This window comes from Dyadobacter sp. CY345 (assembly GCF_021502725.1).
Taxonomy (GTDB): Bacteria; Bacteroidota; Bacteroidia; order Cytophagales; family Spirosomataceae; genus Dyadobacter.
The window spans coordinates 736,936-756,123 of the sequence record NZ_JAKFFS010000002.1; the positions used below are offsets into that span (position 1 = coordinate 736,936).

Annotated in this window: 17 protein-coding genes; 8 read left to right on the forward strand and 9 right to left on the reverse strand. The window is 40.8% G+C overall.

From position 1 onward, the window contains the following. Window positions 1-89 precede the first annotated feature (89 nt). Together L0657_RS12825 and L0657_RS12830 are read left to right on the forward strand one after the other, a co-directional pair. Window positions 90-539 carry a response regulator gene (locus tag L0657_RS12825; protein WP_235151192.1) on the forward strand — a complete coding sequence of 150 codons (450 nt, stop codon included), beginning with the start codon at window positions 90-92 and terminating at the stop codon, window positions 537-539. 67 nt (window positions 540-606) lie between these two features. Continuing rightward, window positions 607-3,807, forward strand: coding sequence for a PAS domain S-box protein (locus tag L0657_RS12830; protein WP_235151193.1), 3,201 nt, complete (start codon window positions 607-609; stop codon window positions 3,805-3,807). Between the two features lie 15 nt (window positions 3,808-3,822). Here L0657_RS12830 and L0657_RS12835 read toward each other — a convergent pair whose 3' ends face one another. The 3 genes from L0657_RS12835 to L0657_RS12845 all read right to left on the reverse strand — a co-directional run bounded on the left by L0657_RS12835 (window position 3,823) and on the right by L0657_RS12845 (window position 7,175). Beyond that, window positions 3,823-5,967 (reverse strand): alpha-amylase family protein, encoded by a 2,145-nt coding sequence (locus L0657_RS12835; RefSeq protein ID WP_235151194.1) that lies wholly within the window; start codon window positions 5,965-5,967, stop codon window positions 3,823-3,825. Window positions 5,968-6,105: 138 nt separating this feature from the next. Continuing rightward, a complete protein-coding gene (locus L0657_RS12840) occupies window positions 6,106-6,966 on the reverse strand; it encodes a DMT family transporter (RefSeq protein ID WP_235151195.1) in 861 nt (286 codons plus the stop codon). An 8-nt stretch (window positions 6,967-6,974) separates the two neighbouring features. Beyond that, window positions 6,975-7,175 carry a YwbE family protein gene (locus L0657_RS12845; RefSeq protein ID WP_235151196.1) on the reverse strand — a complete coding sequence of 67 codons (201 nt, stop codon included), beginning with the start codon at window positions 7,173-7,175 and terminating at the stop codon, window positions 6,975-6,977. Window positions 7,176-7,598: 423 nt separating this feature from the next. Between L0657_RS12845 and L0657_RS12850 the strand changes: the two genes are divergently transcribed. Continuing rightward, complete coding sequence (locus L0657_RS12850; RefSeq protein WP_235151197.1) at window positions 7,599-8,777, forward strand: MFS transporter; 1,179 nt, start codon at window positions 7,599-7,601, stop codon at window positions 8,775-8,777. Between the two features lie 3 nt (window positions 8,778-8,780). On the opposite strand, the gene L0657_RS12855 is transcribed toward L0657_RS12850, so the two are convergent. Further along, window positions 8,781-11,018 carry an FUSC family membrane protein gene (locus L0657_RS12855; protein ID WP_235151198.1) on the reverse strand — a complete coding sequence of 746 codons (2,238 nt, stop codon included), beginning with the start codon at window positions 11,016-11,018 and terminating at the stop codon, window positions 8,781-8,783. A gap of 199 nt (window positions 11,019-11,217) precedes the next feature. Here L0657_RS12855 and L0657_RS12860 point away from each other — a divergent pair, with 199 nt between their 5' ends. From L0657_RS12860 to L0657_RS12875, 4 genes are read left to right on the forward strand one after another with little or no spacing between them, the layout of a single operon-like run. Further along, window positions 11,218-11,799, forward strand: a complete 582-nt coding sequence (locus L0657_RS12860) for an HPP family protein (protein WP_235151199.1) — start codon at window positions 11,218-11,220, stop codon at window positions 11,797-11,799. 46 nt (window positions 11,800-11,845) lie between these two features. After that, the gene (locus L0657_RS12865; protein ID WP_235151200.1) at window positions 11,846-13,117 is read left to right on the forward strand and encodes a chloride channel protein; all 1,272 of its coding nucleotides are present in this window, start codon (window positions 11,846-11,848) and stop codon (window positions 13,115-13,117) included. Window positions 13,118-13,170: 53 nt separating this feature from the next. Then, window positions 13,171-13,653 carry a GNAT family N-acetyltransferase gene (locus tag L0657_RS12870; protein WP_235151201.1) on the forward strand — a complete coding sequence of 161 codons (483 nt, stop codon included), beginning with the start codon at window positions 13,171-13,173 and terminating at the stop codon, window positions 13,651-13,653. 13 nt (window positions 13,654-13,666) lie between these two features. Continuing rightward, on the forward strand, window positions 13,667-14,218 hold the full coding sequence (locus L0657_RS12875; protein WP_235151202.1) for a GNAT family N-acetyltransferase: 552 nt from the start codon (window positions 13,667-13,669) through the stop codon (window positions 14,216-14,218). A gap of 72 nt (window positions 14,219-14,290) precedes the next feature. Here L0657_RS12875 and L0657_RS12880 read toward each other — a convergent pair whose 3' ends face one another. From L0657_RS12880 to L0657_RS12900, 5 genes are all read right to left on the reverse strand, one after another. After that, entirely contained in the window at window positions 14,291-14,728 is a 438-nt protein-coding gene (locus tag L0657_RS12880) for an organic hydroperoxide resistance protein (protein WP_235151203.1), read from the reverse strand. A 26-nt stretch (window positions 14,729-14,754) separates the two neighbouring features. After that, window positions 14,755-15,201, reverse strand: coding sequence for a MarR family winged helix-turn-helix transcriptional regulator (locus tag L0657_RS12885; protein WP_235151204.1), 447 nt, complete (start codon window positions 15,199-15,201; stop codon window positions 14,755-14,757). A 131-nt stretch (window positions 15,202-15,332) separates the two neighbouring features. Next, window positions 15,333-15,857, reverse strand: coding sequence for a ferritin (locus L0657_RS12890; RefSeq protein WP_235151205.1), 525 nt, complete (start codon window positions 15,855-15,857; stop codon window positions 15,333-15,335). Window positions 15,858-15,970: 113 nt separating this feature from the next. After that, window positions 15,971-16,330 (reverse strand): hypothetical protein, encoded by a 360-nt coding sequence (locus tag L0657_RS12895; RefSeq protein ID WP_235151206.1) that lies wholly within the window; start codon window positions 16,328-16,330, stop codon window positions 15,971-15,973. 177 nt (window positions 16,331-16,507) lie between these two features. Next, a complete protein-coding gene (locus L0657_RS12900) occupies window positions 16,508-18,181 on the reverse strand; it encodes a glutamine--tRNA ligase/YqeY domain fusion protein (protein WP_235151207.1) in 1,674 nt (557 codons plus the stop codon). A 212-nt stretch (window positions 18,182-18,393) separates the two neighbouring features. Between L0657_RS12900 and truA the strand changes: the two genes are divergently transcribed. After that, window positions 18,394-19,134, forward strand: coding sequence for a tRNA pseudouridine(38-40) synthase TruA (gene truA / locus L0657_RS12905; RefSeq protein WP_235151208.1), 741 nt, complete (start codon window positions 18,394-18,396; stop codon window positions 19,132-19,134). Window positions 19,135-19,188 lie beyond the last annotated feature (54 nt).

Sequence of the window (19,188 nt, forward strand, 5' to 3'; positions counted from 1 at the left end):
GGCCTTCTAATCTTTTTGGATGACCCTTGGTAAATTATGAGCCTTAAAAATGGGAGGCAACGTTAAGATCAACAACTGAAAAACCTGACATGAACGATAATACAAGAAAGTACATCCTCCTGGCTGACGACGATGAAGATGATTGCATGTTATTTGAAGACGCATTGAAAGAAGTGAATGCATCTACAAAACTTGCGACTGCGAATGATGGTGTGGAGTTGATGGAGCTGCTTGGTAAGACAGTACCGCCGCCACCGGATGTCATCTTTCTTGACCTGAATATGCCAAAGAAGAATGGCTTTGAATGTCTGGCAGAAATCAGAAATTCGCAGAAGTATAAAAATATTCCGGTTGTGATTCTTTCAACAACAGGAGAAGAGGAAGCGATTAATAGGTTGTATGAACAAGGCGCTAATTATTTTGTACGAAAGCCGGGTTCATTTCCCAGATTGAAAACCGCGATTCAGGGAATTTTGGCAATCGACTGGGGTAAGGGTGGCGTTAAAACCTTTAAGGAAAATTTTAATTTTCAATATTAGAATCACCTATTGTTCGCAATGTCGATGGGTTTTGAGCATCTTCAATACCCCGAAAATAGGATAAAGTATGGATTTACTCGAATTGGATTTTGAACGGGCCAGGGCAAAGCATCTTTTATTTAAAACCAATTTACGTTCATACTTGTATGGCATCCCGGTAGATGAAACTGCACTGGCCAATCATACCAAGTGCGAAGTCGGGAAGTGGATTTATGGCCATGCATTGGAAAAATACGGGCACATTCCTGAAATGCAGGAGCTTGAAAAAGTCCATCAAAAACTGCATGTTCATGCCTCAGACCTGGTTGAACTCTTCAAAAGCGGAAAAATAGAAAAAGCCCGCGAAGGCTTGGGCAGTATCGAGCTGATTGCTAACAGTCTTACTGCATTATTATCCATCACTGAATTAAAAGTGAAGTCAGGAAATGAACCTAACCCGGCTTGGGATCATTTGATTAACAGCTATAAAGAACTTCTTCAATTACACGAAAAACTTCTGGCAATTGATGGGAATGTGAAATCCGAAATTCATCAGGCAAATTTTGTCAAACAGGAATTCGACGAAGGCGAAAAGAAATTTCGGGACACTATGATGCAGGCGCCAGTCGGCATTGTCATTCTTCGCGGTCATGATCTGATTGTGGAAATGGCCAATGATACCTATCTGCAAATCGTCGATAAAATTGAGGAAGAGTTTGTTGGACGGCCATTGTTTGATTCCCTGCCAGAAGTAGAGGCGACTATCAGTCCGATTTTACACGGAATTTTGGAAACAGGTATTCCATTTTATGGGAACGAATTCGAAGTTACACTCGTACGAGCTGGACTGCATGAGCAGGGCTTTTTCAACTTCGTATATCAGCCTTTACTCGAATCGGATCATTCAATCAGCGGTATCGTCGTCGTGGCAACCGAAGTGACTGAGCAGGTAAAGGCCAAACATGCCCTGCAAAAAAGCGAAAATCAGTTTAAAAATCTTGTAATCCAGTCGCCATTTGCGAAGGCTGTTTTGAAGGGGGAGGATATGGTAATTGTCCTGGCCAACGAAACCATGCTTCGTGATTTATGGCAGCGGGAATTGGAAGAAGTGCAGGGGAAAAAGCTACTTGATGTATTTCCTGAGTTAACCGGCCAAAAGTTTCCGCAAATTCTTGCTGAAGTATATAAAAATGGTACGACTTACAAAGAAAATGAAGCGGTTGCCTATATAGAAACCCGTGAGGGTTTAAAAAAGTATTATCTGGATTTTCAATATGCACCGATGTTTGAGCTGGACGGCTCAGTAGCGGGAGTTCTTGTTTCTGCCAATGATGTCACTGAAAAAGTGGAAGCCAGGCAACTGGTGAGCGATTCAGTTGAACGGCTAAGTCTGGCAACAGAGGGGACGCAACTGGCGACCTGGGATTTGAATTTAAGAACCCGGTCAATCGTTTACACGCCAAGATTAAATCAGATTTTCGGACAGGATGAAGGAAAAATTTTAACACATTTTGAACTCCGCGACCAGGTTCATCCGGATGATCGTGTCAATATTGTTGAAAAGGCATTTGAAAAAGCTTTGGAAACGGGAATCTATTATTACGAGGCAAGGATCATACACCCTGACGAATCTGTCCACTGGATACGTACGCAAGGAAAAATCGTTTTTGACGAGGACCATGAGCCGATGCGTATGCTCGGAACGATGATGGATATCACATCGCAAAAACGTGCCGAGATAATCATTGAAGAAAGTGAAAAGCGTTATCGCGACCTGATCCAGACTTTGCCCGTGGCTGTTTACACTGTTGATGAAAACGGTTATGTGAATTTATATAACAAAGCTGCGGTCAAACTTTGGGGACGCGAACCAGAGCTTGGTAAGGAATTGTGGTGTGGCTCGCATGAAATGTATACGCTGGACGGTGAGTTTTTGCCGCATGCCGAATGCCCGATGGGAATTGCGTTGAAGGAAGACCGGGCATTCACGGTTGAAGCATACATCAAAAGGCCTAATGGAACTTTCCGAAATATCATTGCAAACCCACAGCCTATTCATGATAGTGCCGGAAATGTTACGGGAGCAATGAATGTGGTTATTGATATAACAGATCGAAAAGAAGCAGAATTTGCGCTGAAAACCAGCGAGTCGAAATTCCGAACATTGGCAGATTTTATGCCGCAATTTATCTGGACAAGCGATACTGCCGGAAATCTGAATTATTTCAGTAAATCTGTTTTCGACTACTCCGGTTTGACTTTCGAAGATATTCAAAGAGTTGGCTGGCTGGATATTGTTCATCCCGCAGACCGGGAAATAAATATTCGCCTTTGGAGGGATGCGATAACAAATGGAACAGATTTTACCTGCGAACATCGTTTCCGCCGGCACGATGGAGAATATCGCTGGCAACTCAGTCGGGCTATTCCGCAACGGGATGCTGCTGGCGTTATCCAGATGTGGGTTGGAACCAGTACCGATATTCATGACAGTAAATTATTTATCGATGAACTGGAATCCAAAGTACAGCAGCGGACCCGGGAGCTAACAGTCATCAATGACGAATTGATTAGAACTAATATTGAGTTGGGGCAGTTCGCCTATGTGGCCAGTCACGATTTGCAGGAACCGTTACGAAAAATCCAGACTTTCGCTACACGTATTATTGAGACAGAACATCATAATTTGTCGGATCGTGGAAAGGATTATTTCATCAGAATGCAGTCGTCTTCCACGCGGATGCAGCAGTTGATTTTGGACCTTCTCGCTTTTTCAAGGGCAAATGCGGTTGAGAAAAATTTCGAGGAAACGGATTTGAATATCGTGCTGCAAAATGTTAAAGAACAATTACAGGAAACCATACAGCAGAAAGGAGCAATCATACAGAATATGCCGCTGCCAACTCTCAATGTAATCGTTTATCAGTTTGAACAACTTTTTACAAACCTGATTGCCAACGCGCTGAAATTTGTAAAAAACGATACGCCACCGTCCCTGAACATCAGTACTGGCGTTATTTCGGGTAAAGACATTGGTCTTCCGGAAATCGATCCATTTAAAAACTACTGTTTCATATCATTTTCCGACAACGGAATTGGTTTTGATCCACAGTTTAAAGACCGTATTTTTCAGGTCTTTCAGCGGCTCCATAACAGAACCTCATTTGAAGGAACAGGTATAGGACTGGCGATTTGTAAAAAAATTGTTGATAACCATCACGGCGCCATAACAGCTATCGGTAAGCCGGGCGTGGGGGCTGAATTTATTGTCTATTTGCCAATGGTTTGAACTTCGACTTGTTAATTATTTGTCCATCACAATGCCGTCAAATGCTTCAAGTTTATCGACTTTAAATTCCAGAAATCCATTTTTCCATACGAACGGGATTGCCGTTCCGGTAGTCATCGAGAATAATTTTGCCGGTTTAAAATCAGATTTTACTTTAAATTTCATCTGATAAATTGGCAGAGGAGGAAAATAGGTATTGCCGCTGAATCCCGTAAGATTGATGAGGTGAAGTATCATACCGTTTTCACCAGCAACCGACTTAATTCCAGGTAAATTTTTTGTATATTTTTGAAGTATCACTTCAACCCGGGCCGGTGCACTGGTCTGAATAATACCGGTAGCCGCAGGATAAATATGGTCGATTACGTCCAGTAGAATGTTTTTATGTTCCTCATAACCATGCATATAATAAAGTCGTCCGATATTGATTGGCAACAAAACGGCTTTGCTTTTTAAATGATTTTTTAATCCCATAGCAAAACTTCCAACAGGATCATGTCCGCCGATAATTTCAGGTGGTCCGGGTCTGCCTTTGGCAAGAATGGGCAGGAAAGTCTGATCAGCTGCTTTGAAATCATAAATTCCAAGATTGAATTTCCAGAAAAGCATCTTCTGTTTGTCAAATCGTTTAAAGATCGATTTATTGTCCGGCTGTAAATAATTACCGCTGCCATCATTATCGTTGTTCACGATTTTAGCTCCGAAAAAATCCATCAGCGTTTGCGGAGAATCAAAGAAAGCCTTGTTCGTTGCAATCATATTCGTCCCGTTTTCCGAGGCTTCTTTCAGAACCTGCAAAGACGTTTTACTCAAATAAGTGATATCTGGCAGTATAAGCAATTTGTAATTTTTTATCTTCTCAGAGAGATTGCTGATTTGGGCGTCTTCAACAATATCAAAAGGAATATGCGCTTCTTTCAACATCAGCACAATTCCCCGATATTCCTGCATCGTTGGTCCGCTCGGCCAGGAACCCGGCGCAATAACTGCGATTTTTGAAACCGATTTATATTTTCCGAAATACGGCTCATGTTTTTTGTGAAAAGCATAAACACTTTTGAATACATCGTAATTTCGCTCATCCTCATAACCCTGCATATCACCCATCATGCTCATATCAAGTCCGGAACCGTTGGCTATATTTTCATATAAACGAATCCTGACTTCTTCAGGCTCTACGGCGTTAAACCGCGACTGAAAAGAAATCTGCTGGATACTGGCGTTGCTGATCACATGGTTCGGGTAGGAATTGACTGCGTTGCTGACATTATCTGACGCCGTATATGGCCAGTAAGGTAAAACCGTACTGCTTTGCGATTCATGGCGGATAATGTCTACATACTTATCCATATAAGTACAAATCGCAACTTTACTGCTCTTCGATTTGATAAGGGTATGAAGGCGATGCGACCAGTCTTCGATCGTAAATTTTTTAAATTCCAGGTATTTTTGAAACAACGGGTCCGCTTTGTTTTCCTCCGTCGGAAGGGTTAAACCTTTGGTATACTCGGCAAATCGCTTTTTATCGTAATCATTTTGATCAATTCCGTGATATTTTCCTTCGTATGGATTATTAACCTGATAGCCCGGCATATTCAGGAAGATTCCGTCGACAGGGAATTTATCAAGTACTTCTTCAATAATGTTGAAAGCTTTTTCCTGTACATAAGGCGCGTTGATTGAAACTACATACATATCCGTATTAATAATTCTTTCACCTTTTGGAGAGATATAACACCAATCCGGATGTGCCTTAAAAATACTTTCCTGAACGCGGCTGAAATCAAAACGAACGATAACCCGGATGCCTTTTTCGTGACATTTTTTGACGACATCACTTAGCATATTGTTATTTTTCAAAAAAGGATTTCTATAATGAAAGTCCAGTTCTGAGGGGTAAAAAGCCATAATTCCTCCTGCGTTGATGAGAAGTGTATTAGCTGAGAAGTCTTCAAGATCTTTAAGCAGTGAGTCCGGGTTCAGTGTTGCTGCTTCGTATGCCGGTAAATTGGTTTGGATAACGCGGAGATTATTCTGTTTCCACCAGGAAGTTGTGTCGCTTTGAAGAATTGGTTTCGACTGTTTTGTTGTTTTTTGTGCAAAACAATATCCGCCCGAAAGCAGAAAACAAATCAGATAACTTAACGAAAGAAATTTCATTTTGCGCTTTATAAATTTTTGTCAGGAACGTGACGATAATTTTAATAAAGACGCTTGTGGCGGAATATACTTGTGAATCTGTTGTTTAACCGCAATGGACGCAATAGGTTTTCGCAATGGACGCGATGGCCATTAAGATTAGGAATAGGCTTTTTTCTTTATAAAAGTGATACCGATTCCTGCCAGAATGATGATTCCGCCGATGATCATTTGGAAGGACACTTTTTCGCTGATAAAGATCCAGGCCAGCAGACCTGTGACAATGGATTGGCTGAGCAGACTTAATGATACGCGTTGTGCGTCCAGTTTTTGCACAGAATAACTTATTGTTAGCCAGCCGAGTAATTGGCAGATTAAACCCTGGATACTGAGAACACCCCATATAACCGGACTGAAATTCCATAAGGGCTCGCCTGTTGCCAGACAAATTATGAGTAGGTAAATACTGGAAACTGCCATGCTGTAAGTCATGAAACTTACAATGTTAAGCCGGTTTAAAACCCTTTTACTGACGATCATATAAGTGGCATATAACAATCCCGATGTGACTGCCATCAGAAAACCTTTGTCGAAGCGCATTTGTAGGAAAGTTTCCGGTCCCATCAGGATGATCATACCTGAAAGTGCCACGATGGTCCCAATCCAGAACTGCTTACCGGGACGCTCATTTAAAAATAAGGCAGAACCAATTCCAACCCATACGGGGGATAAATTGGTTAGTAATGTGGCTTGGGTTGCGTTGGAATAGTGGATGGATAAATTCCATATGGCGATATCACTACCAAATAAAATCCCGCAGATGAAAACAGGCAGCCAAAGTGACCGATCTGGTTTTTGGAGTTGTTTTCTGAAAAGAACATACGGCAGCAGAAAAACCACTGCGATGAACATTCTGTAAAAGGCCGACGAAATTCCTGAGACTGGCGCCCATTTTACCAAAACAGGAAAAATACTGATCGCGATAACACCAATGAGAAGACTGATCCGTGGGTTGAGCATAACCGAAATTATCCGATAATTTTTACCCGTCCAACTTCACCGGTGGCCAGTCTGACTTTTATGCCATGTGTATGTTTGGGTGCACTCGTCAGAATGTCTTTTACGATACCTTTTGTCAATTTTCCTGTACGCTGATCCTGTTTTAAAACGATGGAAACAGCAAGTCCCGGATGGATATTGCTCCTTTCCGTGCCCGATAGTTCATTCATGAAATCAAAATTTTACTGACAAAATCGAAATTTTTTCCAAAAGTAAGATAATTAGGGGCAGAAGCATAATTCAATCTTATGTTCATTATTTTGAGATTATAGATTTGTATTATTTTAATAATTCGAACTGAATTATTATGCCATTCAAATATTGTTTTGCTCCATATTGCTTTCCGTGAATTAATTTCAATGGAATAAATCTAATCTGATCTTCAAATGTTTAAATCAATTCTAATTTTAAAAAATCGTTCATTTGTTCAAATTGAACACATTTATAATACATGTCGTTACTTTGCTATGAAAATTAATTTTCTGTTTTCCATTGAGTGATTAAATCAACGAATTTTAAAATTAGTTTTTAATAGATTAGTGAAATTTGATTTATTCAAGATTGTTAAAGAAAACAGGGCATCGGACGAAATTATGAAAAAGAGCATACTTACACTTACGCTGGGTGGTTTTGGCATCGGAATGACAGAATTTGTTATCATGGGAATTCTGCCTGATATCGCCAAATCTTTACAGATTACCATACCGGAAGCCGGACATCTGGTGTCTGCTTATGCACTGGGTGTTGTCGTAGGTGCTCCGTTATTGATCGGGTTCACAGGAAGCAAACCGCCAAAAAATATTCTGTTGCTGCTGATGTGTTTATTCACCGTATTTAATACGTTATCTGCCTTTGCTCCCAGTTATGAGCTTTTACTTCTATCAAGATTTTTCTCAGGAATGCCGCACGGGGCATTTTTCGGAGTAGGCGCCGTAGTGGCTGGCCGTTTGGCGGATCAGGGAAAAGAAGCCAGATCAGTATCGTTAATGTTTGCCGGACTAACGATTGCCAATTTGATCGGTGTGCCGCTGGGTACTTTTATTGGCCATCACATCAGTTGGCGGATCACCTTTATGATTGTTGGAGTAATCGGTTTATTGACGACAACAAGTATCAAATTATGGATGCCAACATTGTCGGTAACCAATACAAAAGGGCTTATGAGTGAGCTGAAATTTTTTACGAGACTGGATGCCTGGCTGATTGTTTTGGTAATAGCCATTGGTACCGGCGGATTTTTTTCCTGGTATAGCTATATCGCACCGTTATTAACCGAAGTTGGAGGCTTTAACGAAGATTCGATCATGTATATTCTGGTTTTGGCAGGTTTAGGAATGGTTGTAGGAAATTTTATCGGAGGAAGACTAGCCGATCGGTTTTCGCCGCTTTATACTTCCGCGGCATTGTTGCTTGCGATGGCTTTTTCGTTAACAACTGTTTATTTCGTTTCCAGCAACCAGATTCTTACACTAATCTTCACATTTATCACCGGTGCGATTGCTTTTGCAATGCTTTCGCCTCTGCAAATGTTGATGATCAATACAGCAAAAGGAGCAGAAATGCTGGCTGCTTCGGTAAGTCAGGCGAGTTTTAATATTGGAAACGCGCTGGGTGCTTATCTTGGCGGATTACCAATCGCTGCCGGTCTGGGTTATAATTCTCCTGAATGGGTAGGAGCGAGCATGGCTTTTGGCGGTGTGCTGGTTTCTCTGGTGCTGATGTTTCATACAAGGCAAAACAAAGAGGAGGCTGTCGAATTGCAGCCAGCATAATTCCTAAACTTTGCCGATAGAAATTTTTTGAAGAATCTTAATTTCATCAATGGTGATCGTACTGATAAGTTCGAACAGGCCATTGATAGTTTTAAAATCCGATAATGCTTTCCTCGCCGGCGACTGAGCTGATTTTTCAATTCCCATTTCTTTTAATTCCTTTTTACGGGCAGCAAGCAGAGCCAGAAGTTTTTGATTTTGAGGAAGTGATTCCTTGATGATATCGACACTGGCATTTTCTTCCTTATCAATAATCTGAATGGCCGATTCAAACTGCCGGTCAATTTGCCGGATCATCGGTTTGAACTCATCAGAAAGATACGTATGTCCAACCGTCTGCGCATAGGTTGAGAGCGACGCAATGTATGAAGTCAGCATGTGGCTCGTAGCGACAAACTGGTGATGCTCTTCCATTTTTACCTGCTGCTTTTTCGGTTCGGAAAGCATCCGCTGAAAATTATCTGACAGGTTAGCCATTGCAATAATGGCATCCTTGCGGTGCAGTTTCAGTTCATTGATGTCCATGGAAACGCCGGTAAAAATCAATGATACGTTATCAAAATATTTTCTGTTTGCATCCAGAGCCGCTTTCATATACTGGTTGATCTGCGTATGTTCCCAAACCGGAAGCACGTATGAAGACACGAAAAAGGCGATAATGGAGCCAATTACGGTATCAATTACCCTATCCTGCAAAACTGCTGTGATATGTTCCGGGTTCAGAAAATTGAACCACAGCAAAACATATAGAGTGATACCAATAGATGCGATAAAATAATTTATTTTCAAAAAACTGTAAGCCGAAATCATTGCAAGCATCATGATCACGAAAATTACAGTATTATCCCGGATCAGATAAAGCGTTAAAAATCCTGCAAAAGCACCCACGATTGTCCCAGCAATCCTGTACAGATTACGCTGTTTGGTAATACTGAACGCGGGTTTCATGATTGTAACGATTGTCAGCAATATCCAGTAACCATGACCAAAACTGAAAAATAACGATACCAAAAATCCGATCATCAACGCCAGCGTTACCCTGAGCGCATGACGGAAATTACTGGATTTTAGGGAGAGATTGTCCAGTAAAATTCTGGGGCTATATTCCTGTTTCGTCGTAAAATCATCAATATCTACGTTGATATTGTACTCCTTACTGAGCTCAGAATCGTAACGTGTCGCGCGGTGAAGCTTTTTTACGCGTTCGGTAATGTCCTGCAAACTGTTCAGGATTTGCCGCAGCATAATAAAGTCTTCCACATTTTCATGCGTCATACTCCTTTCCCTGATGCTGTCAAATGTCCGCTGACATTTGTTGAAAGCTTCGTCTAGATCATGTCTCGGTTTTGAAGGAAAGCCACTTTGAACAGACAAACCTATTTGTTCCAGTTCAGCGGCAAGCCAGGTTATGTATGTACCAAACAAACGCAGGATTTTTGAATGATCAAACGCTCTGTGAAGGTTTGAATAATTTTGCTGGGAGTTAAGGATTCGCTCCATCAAGTCCACACTATCAAGAAACATCAGCATCAATATCCGGCTGGTATTCGTAGATTCTGATACGATCTGGCGTGTTTTAAATAATATTTCCCGAAGCGTTTCATGGTTCTCGCGAAGAATAACCTGCTGCTGAATCATCTGGTTGAATAATTCGTCGTAGTCGGGTTTGGCAAAATAGTAGCCAGCCTTGACTGAGAGCAGTTTTCCGAGCTCTACAAAATTCTCACCCAGAAGCTGTTGGATAAGTTTATAAGGTCTGATTTTTTGTAAAACGAGGAACAGAATCAAATACCAGACACCGCCAGCCGAAAAAATCAGCGCGTTTCTCAGCACCGCATCGCCGCTCATGTGGTTGTCAATATTGAAAACAAAAACCAGAAGCGCAATAAGTCCGACGCTGTTGGCACGGTTTCCGTATACCCCAACCAGCGAGAAGAACATTCCGAAGATTATAATTTCGACGAACGCGAGAAAAGGTATATCCCGGAGAAACCCGGTGATGCAAGCGACGACAAAACAGGTAACGATCGCGATCATCAGGGAATTTCTTCTACGATGCAGCGGACCGGGATTGTCTGTTGTTCCAATCAGCAGCGTGCCCAGAGGGAATGCGATCAGGTCACTTAAAATACCGTAATGATGGAAGATCAGGCAAGGAATTACGGCCCCTAATGTGAGCCTGACGCCCGTATAGAGGTAATGGCTGGAAATAAATTTTCTAAACTCATTAAGGTAATTCATGCAAAAACGGAACTGTGACTAATTCTATACTTCCAATATCAACTTTATGTTTGACAAAAACGATACCTGAGCAGAATTAATGTTTCCGGTTTGTACAGGCACTTGATCAATTATAAAAATTTGTAGAATTTAGCCGAACGATAAAGAATATATCATGGTTATAATTAGCTATACTTTTTAAAAATATACTAGATCAGTTTTGAGAAAACGTATAAGAAAACATGCCAGAATTGCACGTTATGTGATTTACAAAGAGACACTGATTGATTTTAAGGATCATTTCTGGACTTTCATCGGATCATTTGCAGGCATTGGTTTAATTGGACTTTTAAATCAAAATGCTTTTACCCAAAGCGATAATTTATTCCTGATTGGTTCTTTTGGGGCTTCTTCTGTTTTAATTTATGGTATCGTCAACAGCCCTTTGGCACAGCCCAGGAATTTGGTAGGAGGGCATGTCATTTGTGCTTTGGTGGGTGTTACCGTCCACTACATTATTCCAAACGAAATCTGGCTTTCCTCTGCATTTGCGGTCTCGCTTTCCATTGTTATGATGCAGATCACCAAGACACTCCACCCTCCCGGTGGTGCTACGGCGCTTATTGCCAACATCGGTTCAGCAAAAGTGACAAGCCTGGGATATTTTTATGTTCTTAGTCCTGTTTTATCAGGCGTTTTGATTTTGCTGCTTGTTGCGCTGATCGTTAACAATATGACCTCTCACCGTTCCTACCCAAAAAATAAAAATTGGTATAAAATCTGGCAGCGCAGGTACAGATAACTTACTACTCACTTCAATTATTGGTTTTACCAGAATCTGAATTTTTATGAATACGAGTTCAACATTATCCTATCGGCAGAAAAAAGTCAGAAGGACCCTAACTGTTCTAGCCGCTGCGGCAATGACCGGAATTTTTTCGGCTATTGTTGCCGATACATTAAAGGTTACCACAGAACATTATGAGCATGATTTTTTACATAGATTAGCTGAAAACCAGTACTTGATTTTTCTTCTTCCCTTCATCGGCTTCACGACGATACATATTCTGAGACATTTTTTGTTTAGAAATAAACCGAACAAAGGAATCAAGGAAGTGCTTGATTCCATCAATAAAGGTGGAAAAACATTGCCTGCCTATAAAATTCCTTCACATTATTTCAACGGATTTTTAACCGTAATTTTTGGAGGGTCAACGGGTATTGAAGTTTCGACGGTGGTAGCGACGGCTTCCATCGGTGCCTTATCCAGTCATAAAGTAGCACATTTGAATAAATATAGGACGGATCTCGTGTGCGCCGGTTTGGCGGCTGGTATCACGGCTTTATTCAACGCGCCGATTGCCGGATTTATGTTTGCTTTTGAGGTTTTTACGAGAAAGCGGAACAAGACCCATTTGGCTGCTTTGGCTACCGCAATCTTCACTTCTTACCTATTGACAAGATATTTCTTTTACGAAAAAGTTTTCAGTTTTAACGTCACGGGATGGCATAATGAGGCCTTGCCTTATTTCATTTTACTCGGCGTTTTGGCTGGATTTAACTCTGTATTTCTAACCAAATGCGTCCTTTTTTGTAAGAAATTTTTCGGGTCCCTTCAAAATGATTACATAAAAATCCTTGCTGGTTCTCTGATCATTTCTACGCTTGTATTTTTCTTTCCCAGTCTTTACGGAGAGGGATATGCAGGAATAAAAAATCTGACCTCTATCGCTCAGCCGTCCGACTTATATATCCTTTTGCCTTTTGTAATTGTCCTGTTTTTGAAACCTATTGCAACTTCTGTGACACTTGGGGCGGGCGGTGACGGAGGGGTTTTTGCTCCAAGTTTATTTATCGGAGCATTTTTAGGTTTGATCACTGCATTGACCTTAAATTACTTTTTTCATCTGAACCTGATTGCGCTGAATTTTATCATTATCGGTATGGCTGCGGTGTTGAGCGGAAGCATTCATGCGCCCTTAACGTCCATTTTTCTGGTATGCGCGATTGCCGATAATTATATTTTATTCGTACCAATCGTTATTGCATCACTCGTCTCATGGTTGGTGGCACAATTTATTTTTCCATATACGGTCTATACTTATAAAGCAACCGTGTAACTTACAAAGGCAGCGAGTGCGGGAAATTTTTATTAAATATTAAATTACAGATTATGCATATCAGAAAAGCAATAGATCAGGACCGTCATGAAATCTGGGAAATTTTTACTGCTGTAATTCAGACCGGTGATACCTACGTTTATGCGCCGGATACTCCCAAGGAAGACCTTGAAAAATATTGGTTCTCGACCAATATGGAAACGTATGTTTTGGAGGAAAATGATGAAATTCTTGGTACTTATGTGATCAAGCCAAATCAGGTAGACCTTGGGTCACACATTGCTAATGCCTCCTATATGGTTCATCCCAAAGCGCAAGGCAGGGGAATCGGAAATTTACTTTGCGAACATTCACTAGCCGAAGCGACGCGTTTTGGATTTAAAGGGATGCAATTTAACCTTGTCGTAAGTACCAATAAGGTTGCTGTGAAACTTTGGCAAAAAAATGGTTTTGAGATCATTGGCACAATTCCGGAAGGGTTTGAACACCAGGAACTAGGCTTCGTTGATGCCTACATTATGTTCAGAAAATTGTAAACAGAAATTTTCTATGCTCATTCTAAACTTTGAAAAATTTCCAGTTTTAGAAACGGAACGACTTGTTCTGCGAGCCATATCGATTGATGATGTTGATGAAATGTTTCAGCAGAGAAGTAACCCTGAGGTTATGAAATATATTGTCAGACCTATACTTCAATCGAGAAGAGAGGCAGAAGAGCTTGTCAGAAACTATGAATTTTTGTTTGAGCAGGGAATTAGTATCACGTGGGCAATGTCCTTGAAAGGAGAAAACAAAATGCTTGGAACCGTAGGTTATCCGAGAATCAACAAGGAGAATTACCGTGGCGAAATCGGGTATTCGCTTGATCCTGTACATTGGAACAAGGGATATATGAACGAAGCGATTAGAGAAGTTATTAAGTTCGGATTCGAAGAATTGCGTTTAAATAGCATTGAAGCAATTATTCAACCGGAAAACAAAGCCTCGTCTGAGCTGGTATTGAAACATGGGTTTATCAGGGAAGCGTATATCAGGGAACACAGTTATTTTAATGATAAATTTCAGGACGTAGAAATTTATTCCTTGTTGTCGCCCAGATAATTTTATTTTATTAAAACAAAAAAGAGCCGTTTGCGAGATGCAAACGGCTCTTTTTTGCAAAGAACAATTTATTTAGGCTGAAATTTCTTCTGTTGTGGTTTTTAAAGTAACCTCAACATTGCCACGGGTTGCGTTGGAATACGGGCAAACTTCATGCGCTTTTGCGATCAGATCATCAGCAACCGATTGTTCAACACCAGGAATATTGGCTTCAAGCGTAACCACCAATCCAAAACCATCGGCTTCATTCTTTCCGATACCGACATGTGCAGTTACAGACGTGGTTCCGGTTTTTATTTTACTCATCTGTATAACGCGATTCAGTGCGCTGTCGAAACAGGCCGCATATCCTGCTGCAAATAATTGCTCGGGATTTGTGTAATTGTTGTTAGCTCCGCCCATTTCCTTTGGAATGCGGACTTCCAGATCTAAAATGCCATCTTCGGAAACTACTTTTCCATTTCTTCCACCTGTTGCCGTTGCGGCGGTGGTATATATTGCCTTGATCATTTTGTTGAGGTTTAAGTTAGTTATGATTAATTATTATGAACAGCTTCAATTTTATTGATCTTGTCGAGCAGTCCGGTCGCCAGCGTTCTCATTTCCCGGAGTTCTTTATCGGTAAGTTCGAGACTGCATTTTATTTGCTCAGGAATTTCTGCTCCTTTTTCTTTAAGTTTCTCACCCATTTCTGTCAGTGAAATTATAACAACACGCTCGTCCTCTTTCAGCCTTTTACGCGTAATCAATTCTCTATCTTCCAGTTTTTTCAACAACGGAGAAAGGGTGCCCGAATCAAGCATTAACTTATAACCCAGCTCCTTAACAGAAACTCCGTTTTCTTCCCAAAGAACAAGCATCACCAAATACTGAGGGTAGGTGAGTCCTAATTTTTCGAGCAGCGGAAGGTAATGGCTTGTAATTTTCCTTGACAACGCATACAGCGGAAAGCAAAGTTGATTCGATAATTTTAACAGTTCCATCTCATATAATTTATTGTGTAAAATTAAATTGTATACAATTAAATAACAAGTAATTTGAGTTTTATTTTTGGAAAATGCACAAAAAAAGGCTGCATCTTGTGACACAGCCTTCTTCTCTAAAGATCTATAAATTAGTTGTCTGAACCAATTTTAACGATTGCCTTATCGATGTGGTAACGACCAGTTCCTTCTTCGCCGATTACATCGAAAAGTTCGATCGCACGACGCGCGTTATCTTCTTCTTCAATTTGTTCGTTCACAAACCACTGGATAAAGTTTTCTGTGGCATAATCTTCCTCGCGACGGCTCTGCGTAACAATTCGGTTGATTGATTGTGTCACGCTGATTTCACTTTGAAGTGCTGCTTCGAAGACGCTTCTGAACGAAGCGAATTCTTGTTTCACAGCAGGAACCTCAGGAGAAACAGCAGTTCCGCCAACGGTCATGATGTAGTTGAAAATTTTCAACATATGTCCGCGTTCCTCGTCGGATTGTTTAAGGAAATAAGCTGCGCTGTTTTTAAAACCATTGCGGTCACACCAAGAAGCCATAGCCAAATATTTAGCTGATGCTTCTGCTTCCATTTTAACCTGGTTATTCAATAATATTTCTATCTCTTCTTTTAAGGAAGTACGTGCTCTAAGTAGATCTCTCATGGTAATTTGTGTTTATCTTTTGAGGTAATAAGCACAAATATCATACGAAAGTTCATCAATGCAAAGAGAACAGGTAAATTTGGAATTGGTCTAATATGAAGGGAATCAGCTATTTAGACTAATTCTTGTTCTACGTAAAGAATGGTATGAAGCAGTGAATTTAACTCGATTGCGAAGTGTGTTCCGTTGACTAGATCACGTAATTGAATCAATTCACACAGCGTAAGTTTCTGATTGATATTAAGTTGCGGAGCTTCTACGAATTCAAAATCTGACTCGTCAGACAGATCGAACAAGCGGCTTTTAATATCAATATTATTTACAAAACGGCGGAAGTTCAAAAAATCGTGGATACGAAATGAAGCAATCATTTCCCCAAAATGAACCACAATTCGTGAAGTTTTATCACACTGGAAACTATAACCTTTGGAGGTACTGAACAATTCATTTGGATGCTTCACTGTAACTGGCATTTTATATAACACTGAATCTGTCACAAAGATAAAAGGTAAACATTAACGATGCAAGAGTTATTTAAAACCAATCTAATTATATGGAGTGTTTTTAAAAAGAAACGCCGTCTGCTTTTTCAGGCAAACGACGTTTCTTTTTGAATGTTATTATCGGATATGCTAAAAGCAAACTGCGTTTTATTTCTCCCCAGCTTTCGCCCAGTTATCACGTAACGTTACAGTGCGGTTGAAAACTGGTTTTTCAAATGTTCCGTCCGGATCTGCGGCGAAATATCCTTTGCGTAAAAATTGGAATGATTCACCTGGCTTCGCTTCCCGCAAATCAGGTTCAGCATATCCTGTTATGATATTCAGCGATTCAGGATTGATATAATCTTTGAAGTCGCCTTCCTCGGAAGAAACATTTTCAACCGAAAATAAACGATCATACAAACGCACTTCAACCGGAACACCATGTTTTGCTGAAACCCAGTGAAGCGTTCCTTTTACATTGATGCCGGTCGTATCCTGACCACTTTTGCTGTTTTCAATATAAGTGCAATGCACTTCGGTCACTTCTCCGTTTTCATCTTTCACAACAGAATCTGCCTGAATAATGTAAGCACCTTTCAGACGGACCATTTTTCCTGGCGCCAGACGGAAATATTTTTTTGAAGGAACTTCCATAAAATCTTCACGCTCGATGAAAATCTCCCGTGTAAAAAGTATTTCGCGCATACCGGCAGCAATATCTTCCGGATTGTTTTCACTCACACAAGTTTCTGAAAGTTCTTCAGGGAAATTGGTAATAACCACTTTCAAAGGATCCAGGACTACCATTCTGCGAAGAGAAGTTTTATTCAAATCTTCACGCACACAGAATTCAAGCAATCCCACATCAATCATATTTTCGCGTTTGGCCACACCGATGCGATCACAAAAATCGCGGATACTGAAAGGTGTATAACCACGTCTGCGCAACCCGCTGATGGTTGGCATCCGTGGATCGTCCCAACCGTTTACATGACCTTCCTGCACAAGCTGCAATAATTTTCTCTTGCTAGTCACAGTATAGTTCAGATTGCGGCGCGCAAATTCGTATTGATGCGAAGGATAAATGCCTAGCTGCTCAATGAGCCAGTCGTATAATTCGCGATGCGGAACAAATTCCAGCGTGCAGATCGAATGTGTTACATTTTCTATCGCGTCGCTCTGTCCGTGAGCAAAATCATACATCGGATAGATGCACCATTTATCTCCCGTGCGATGGTGATGTGCATGTTTTATACGGTACAAAATAGGATCACGCATCAACATATTTTGATGCGCCATATCTATTTTTGCCCGTAGGGTACGGCTTCCATCCGGAAACGTTCCATTTTTCATCTGCTCAAAAAGCAGTCGGTTTTCTTCGACAGACCGGTTTCTGTAAGGACTGTCTTTTCCTGGTTGGGTAGGCGTTCCTTTCAGCGTCGCGATTTCCTCTGACGTGGAATCATCAACATACGCAAGTCCTTTATGGATCAGCTGAATGGCATAACCGTACAAAGTATCGAAATAGTCAGAGGCATAAAGCTCATTTTCCCATTCGAAACCCATCCAGCTGATATCATTTTTAATGCTTTCAACGTATTCAGTATCTTCCGTCGTTGGGTTGGTATCGTCAAAACGCAGGTTGGTATAACCCGGAAATTTTTTAGTTAACCCAAAATTAAGACAGATGCTTGAAGCGTGACCAATGTGCAGATACCCGTTAGGTTCAGGCGGGAAACGTGTTACAATTTCCGCATACTTTCCTGCCTTCAGGTCTGCCTCAATAATCTCTTCAATAAAATTCAGGCTTTTTTCTTCTTTCTTTTCTTCCGTAATCATACAGTACTGGAAATAATTTCAATTTGTAAAGTTAACGTTCTTCACGCCAACCTCGAAATATTTTATAACAGAGGTGGTTTAAATCACAAAAAAAATCAAAATTTCTATACTGTTTCTGATAAATCGGCATCGTTAGAGGATAACATTGCTGTTAAATGCATAATTCGGGGAACTGTCAAATGCGATTCGGTACTTTCTTGTACTTTTGTGCCATGCGTTATTTTATAGAATTCAGTTATAAGGGTAAAAATTACAGCGGTTGGCAACGGCAGAATAATGCTATTTCTGTTCAGCAACTGCTGGATGAAGCTTTAACGCTTATTCTCAGAGAAACAATTGAAACAGTCGGCAGCAGCAGGACAGATACCGGCGTACATGCGGAACAGCAATATGCCCATTTTGATATCTCAAATGAGATCAAAGACAGTGATTTGCTTAGGTACAGGCTCAACAGCCGATTGCCTTTTGATATCGCAGTGCATCGCGTTTTTCATGTTGAGGATAGCGCGCATTCCCGTTTCGATGCCACGCACAGACGTTATGAATACAGAATCATTAAACGGAAAAATCCATTTCTCAGTGACGGATCACATATTTTTCATAAACCGCTGGATATTGAAAAAATGAATAAAGCGGCTGCTTTGCTTTTGGTTTATAAAAATTTTGAGAGTTTCAGTAAAATCCATACGCAGGTCAATAATTTCCTTTGTGATATTACCGTTGCAGAATGGTTTGAGAAGGATGGTGTGCTGATTTTTAACATTAAAGCAAACCGTTTTTTGCGGGGGATGGTCAGAGGATTGGTTGGTACTTTGCTGGAAGTCGGTGTCGGGAAAAGAAGTATTGAGGACTTTGAAAAAATAATTCTGGCGCAGGATAGGAACAAGGCCGGGGCGCAGGCGCCTGCACAAGGGCTTTTTTTGGTAGAAGTTGGATACCCAGCCCGAATATAATTGTTGTTATGATTTATTTGTAAAAAGAAAAGTCAACAGGAAATCCTGATTGAC

Excerpts from the sequence above, each read along its gene's own strand:
- L0657_RS12825 (WP_235151192.1), top strand. The coding sequence starts at position 90 with ATGAACGATAATACAAGAAAGTACATCCTCCTGGCTGACGACGATGAA.
- L0657_RS12830 (WP_235151193.1), top strand. The coding sequence starts at position 607 with ATGGATTTACTCGAATTGGATTTTGAACGGGCCAGGGCAAAGCATCTT.
- L0657_RS12835 (WP_235151194.1), bottom strand. The coding sequence starts at position 5,967 with ATGAAATTTCTTTCGTTAAGTTATCTGATTTGTTTTCTGCTTTCGGGC.
- L0657_RS12840 (WP_235151195.1), bottom strand. The coding sequence starts at position 6,966 with ATGCTCAACCCACGGATCAGTCTTCTCATTGGTGTTATCGCGATCAGT.
- L0657_RS12845 (WP_235151196.1), bottom strand. The coding sequence starts at position 7,175 with ATGAATGAACTATCGGGCACGGAAAGGAGCAATATCCATCCGGGACTT.
- L0657_RS12850 (WP_235151197.1), top strand. The coding sequence starts at position 7,599 with ATGAAAAAGAGCATACTTACACTTACGCTGGGTGGTTTTGGCATCGGA.
- L0657_RS12855 (WP_235151198.1), bottom strand. The coding sequence starts at position 11,018 with ATGAATTACCTTAATGAGTTTAGAAAATTTATTTCCAGCCATTACCTC.
- L0657_RS12865 (WP_235151200.1), top strand. The coding sequence starts at position 11,846 with ATGAATACGAGTTCAACATTATCCTATCGGCAGAAAAAAGTCAGAAGG.
- L0657_RS12870 (WP_235151201.1), top strand. The coding sequence starts at position 13,171 with ATGCATATCAGAAAAGCAATAGATCAGGACCGTCATGAAATCTGGGAA.
- L0657_RS12875 (WP_235151202.1), top strand. The coding sequence starts at position 13,667 with ATGCTCATTCTAAACTTTGAAAAATTTCCAGTTTTAGAAACGGAACGA.
- L0657_RS12880 (WP_235151203.1), bottom strand. The coding sequence starts at position 14,728 with ATGATCAAGGCAATATATACCACCGCCGCAACGGCAACAGGTGGAAGA.
- L0657_RS12885 (WP_235151204.1), bottom strand. The coding sequence starts at position 15,201 with ATGGAACTGTTAAAATTATCGAATCAACTTTGCTTTCCGCTGTATGCG.
- L0657_RS12890 (WP_235151205.1), bottom strand. The coding sequence starts at position 15,857 with ATGAGAGATCTACTTAGAGCACGTACTTCCTTAAAAGAAGAGATAGAA.
- L0657_RS12895 (WP_235151206.1), bottom strand. The coding sequence starts at position 16,330 with ATGCCAGTTACAGTGAAGCATCCAAATGAATTGTTCAGTACCTCCAAA.
- L0657_RS12900 (WP_235151207.1), bottom strand. The coding sequence starts at position 18,181 with ATGATTACGGAAGAAAAGAAAGAAGAAAAAAGCCTGAATTTTATTGAA.
- truA (WP_235151208.1), top strand. The coding sequence starts at position 18,394 with ATGCGTTATTTTATAGAATTCAGTTATAAGGGTAAAAATTACAGCGGT.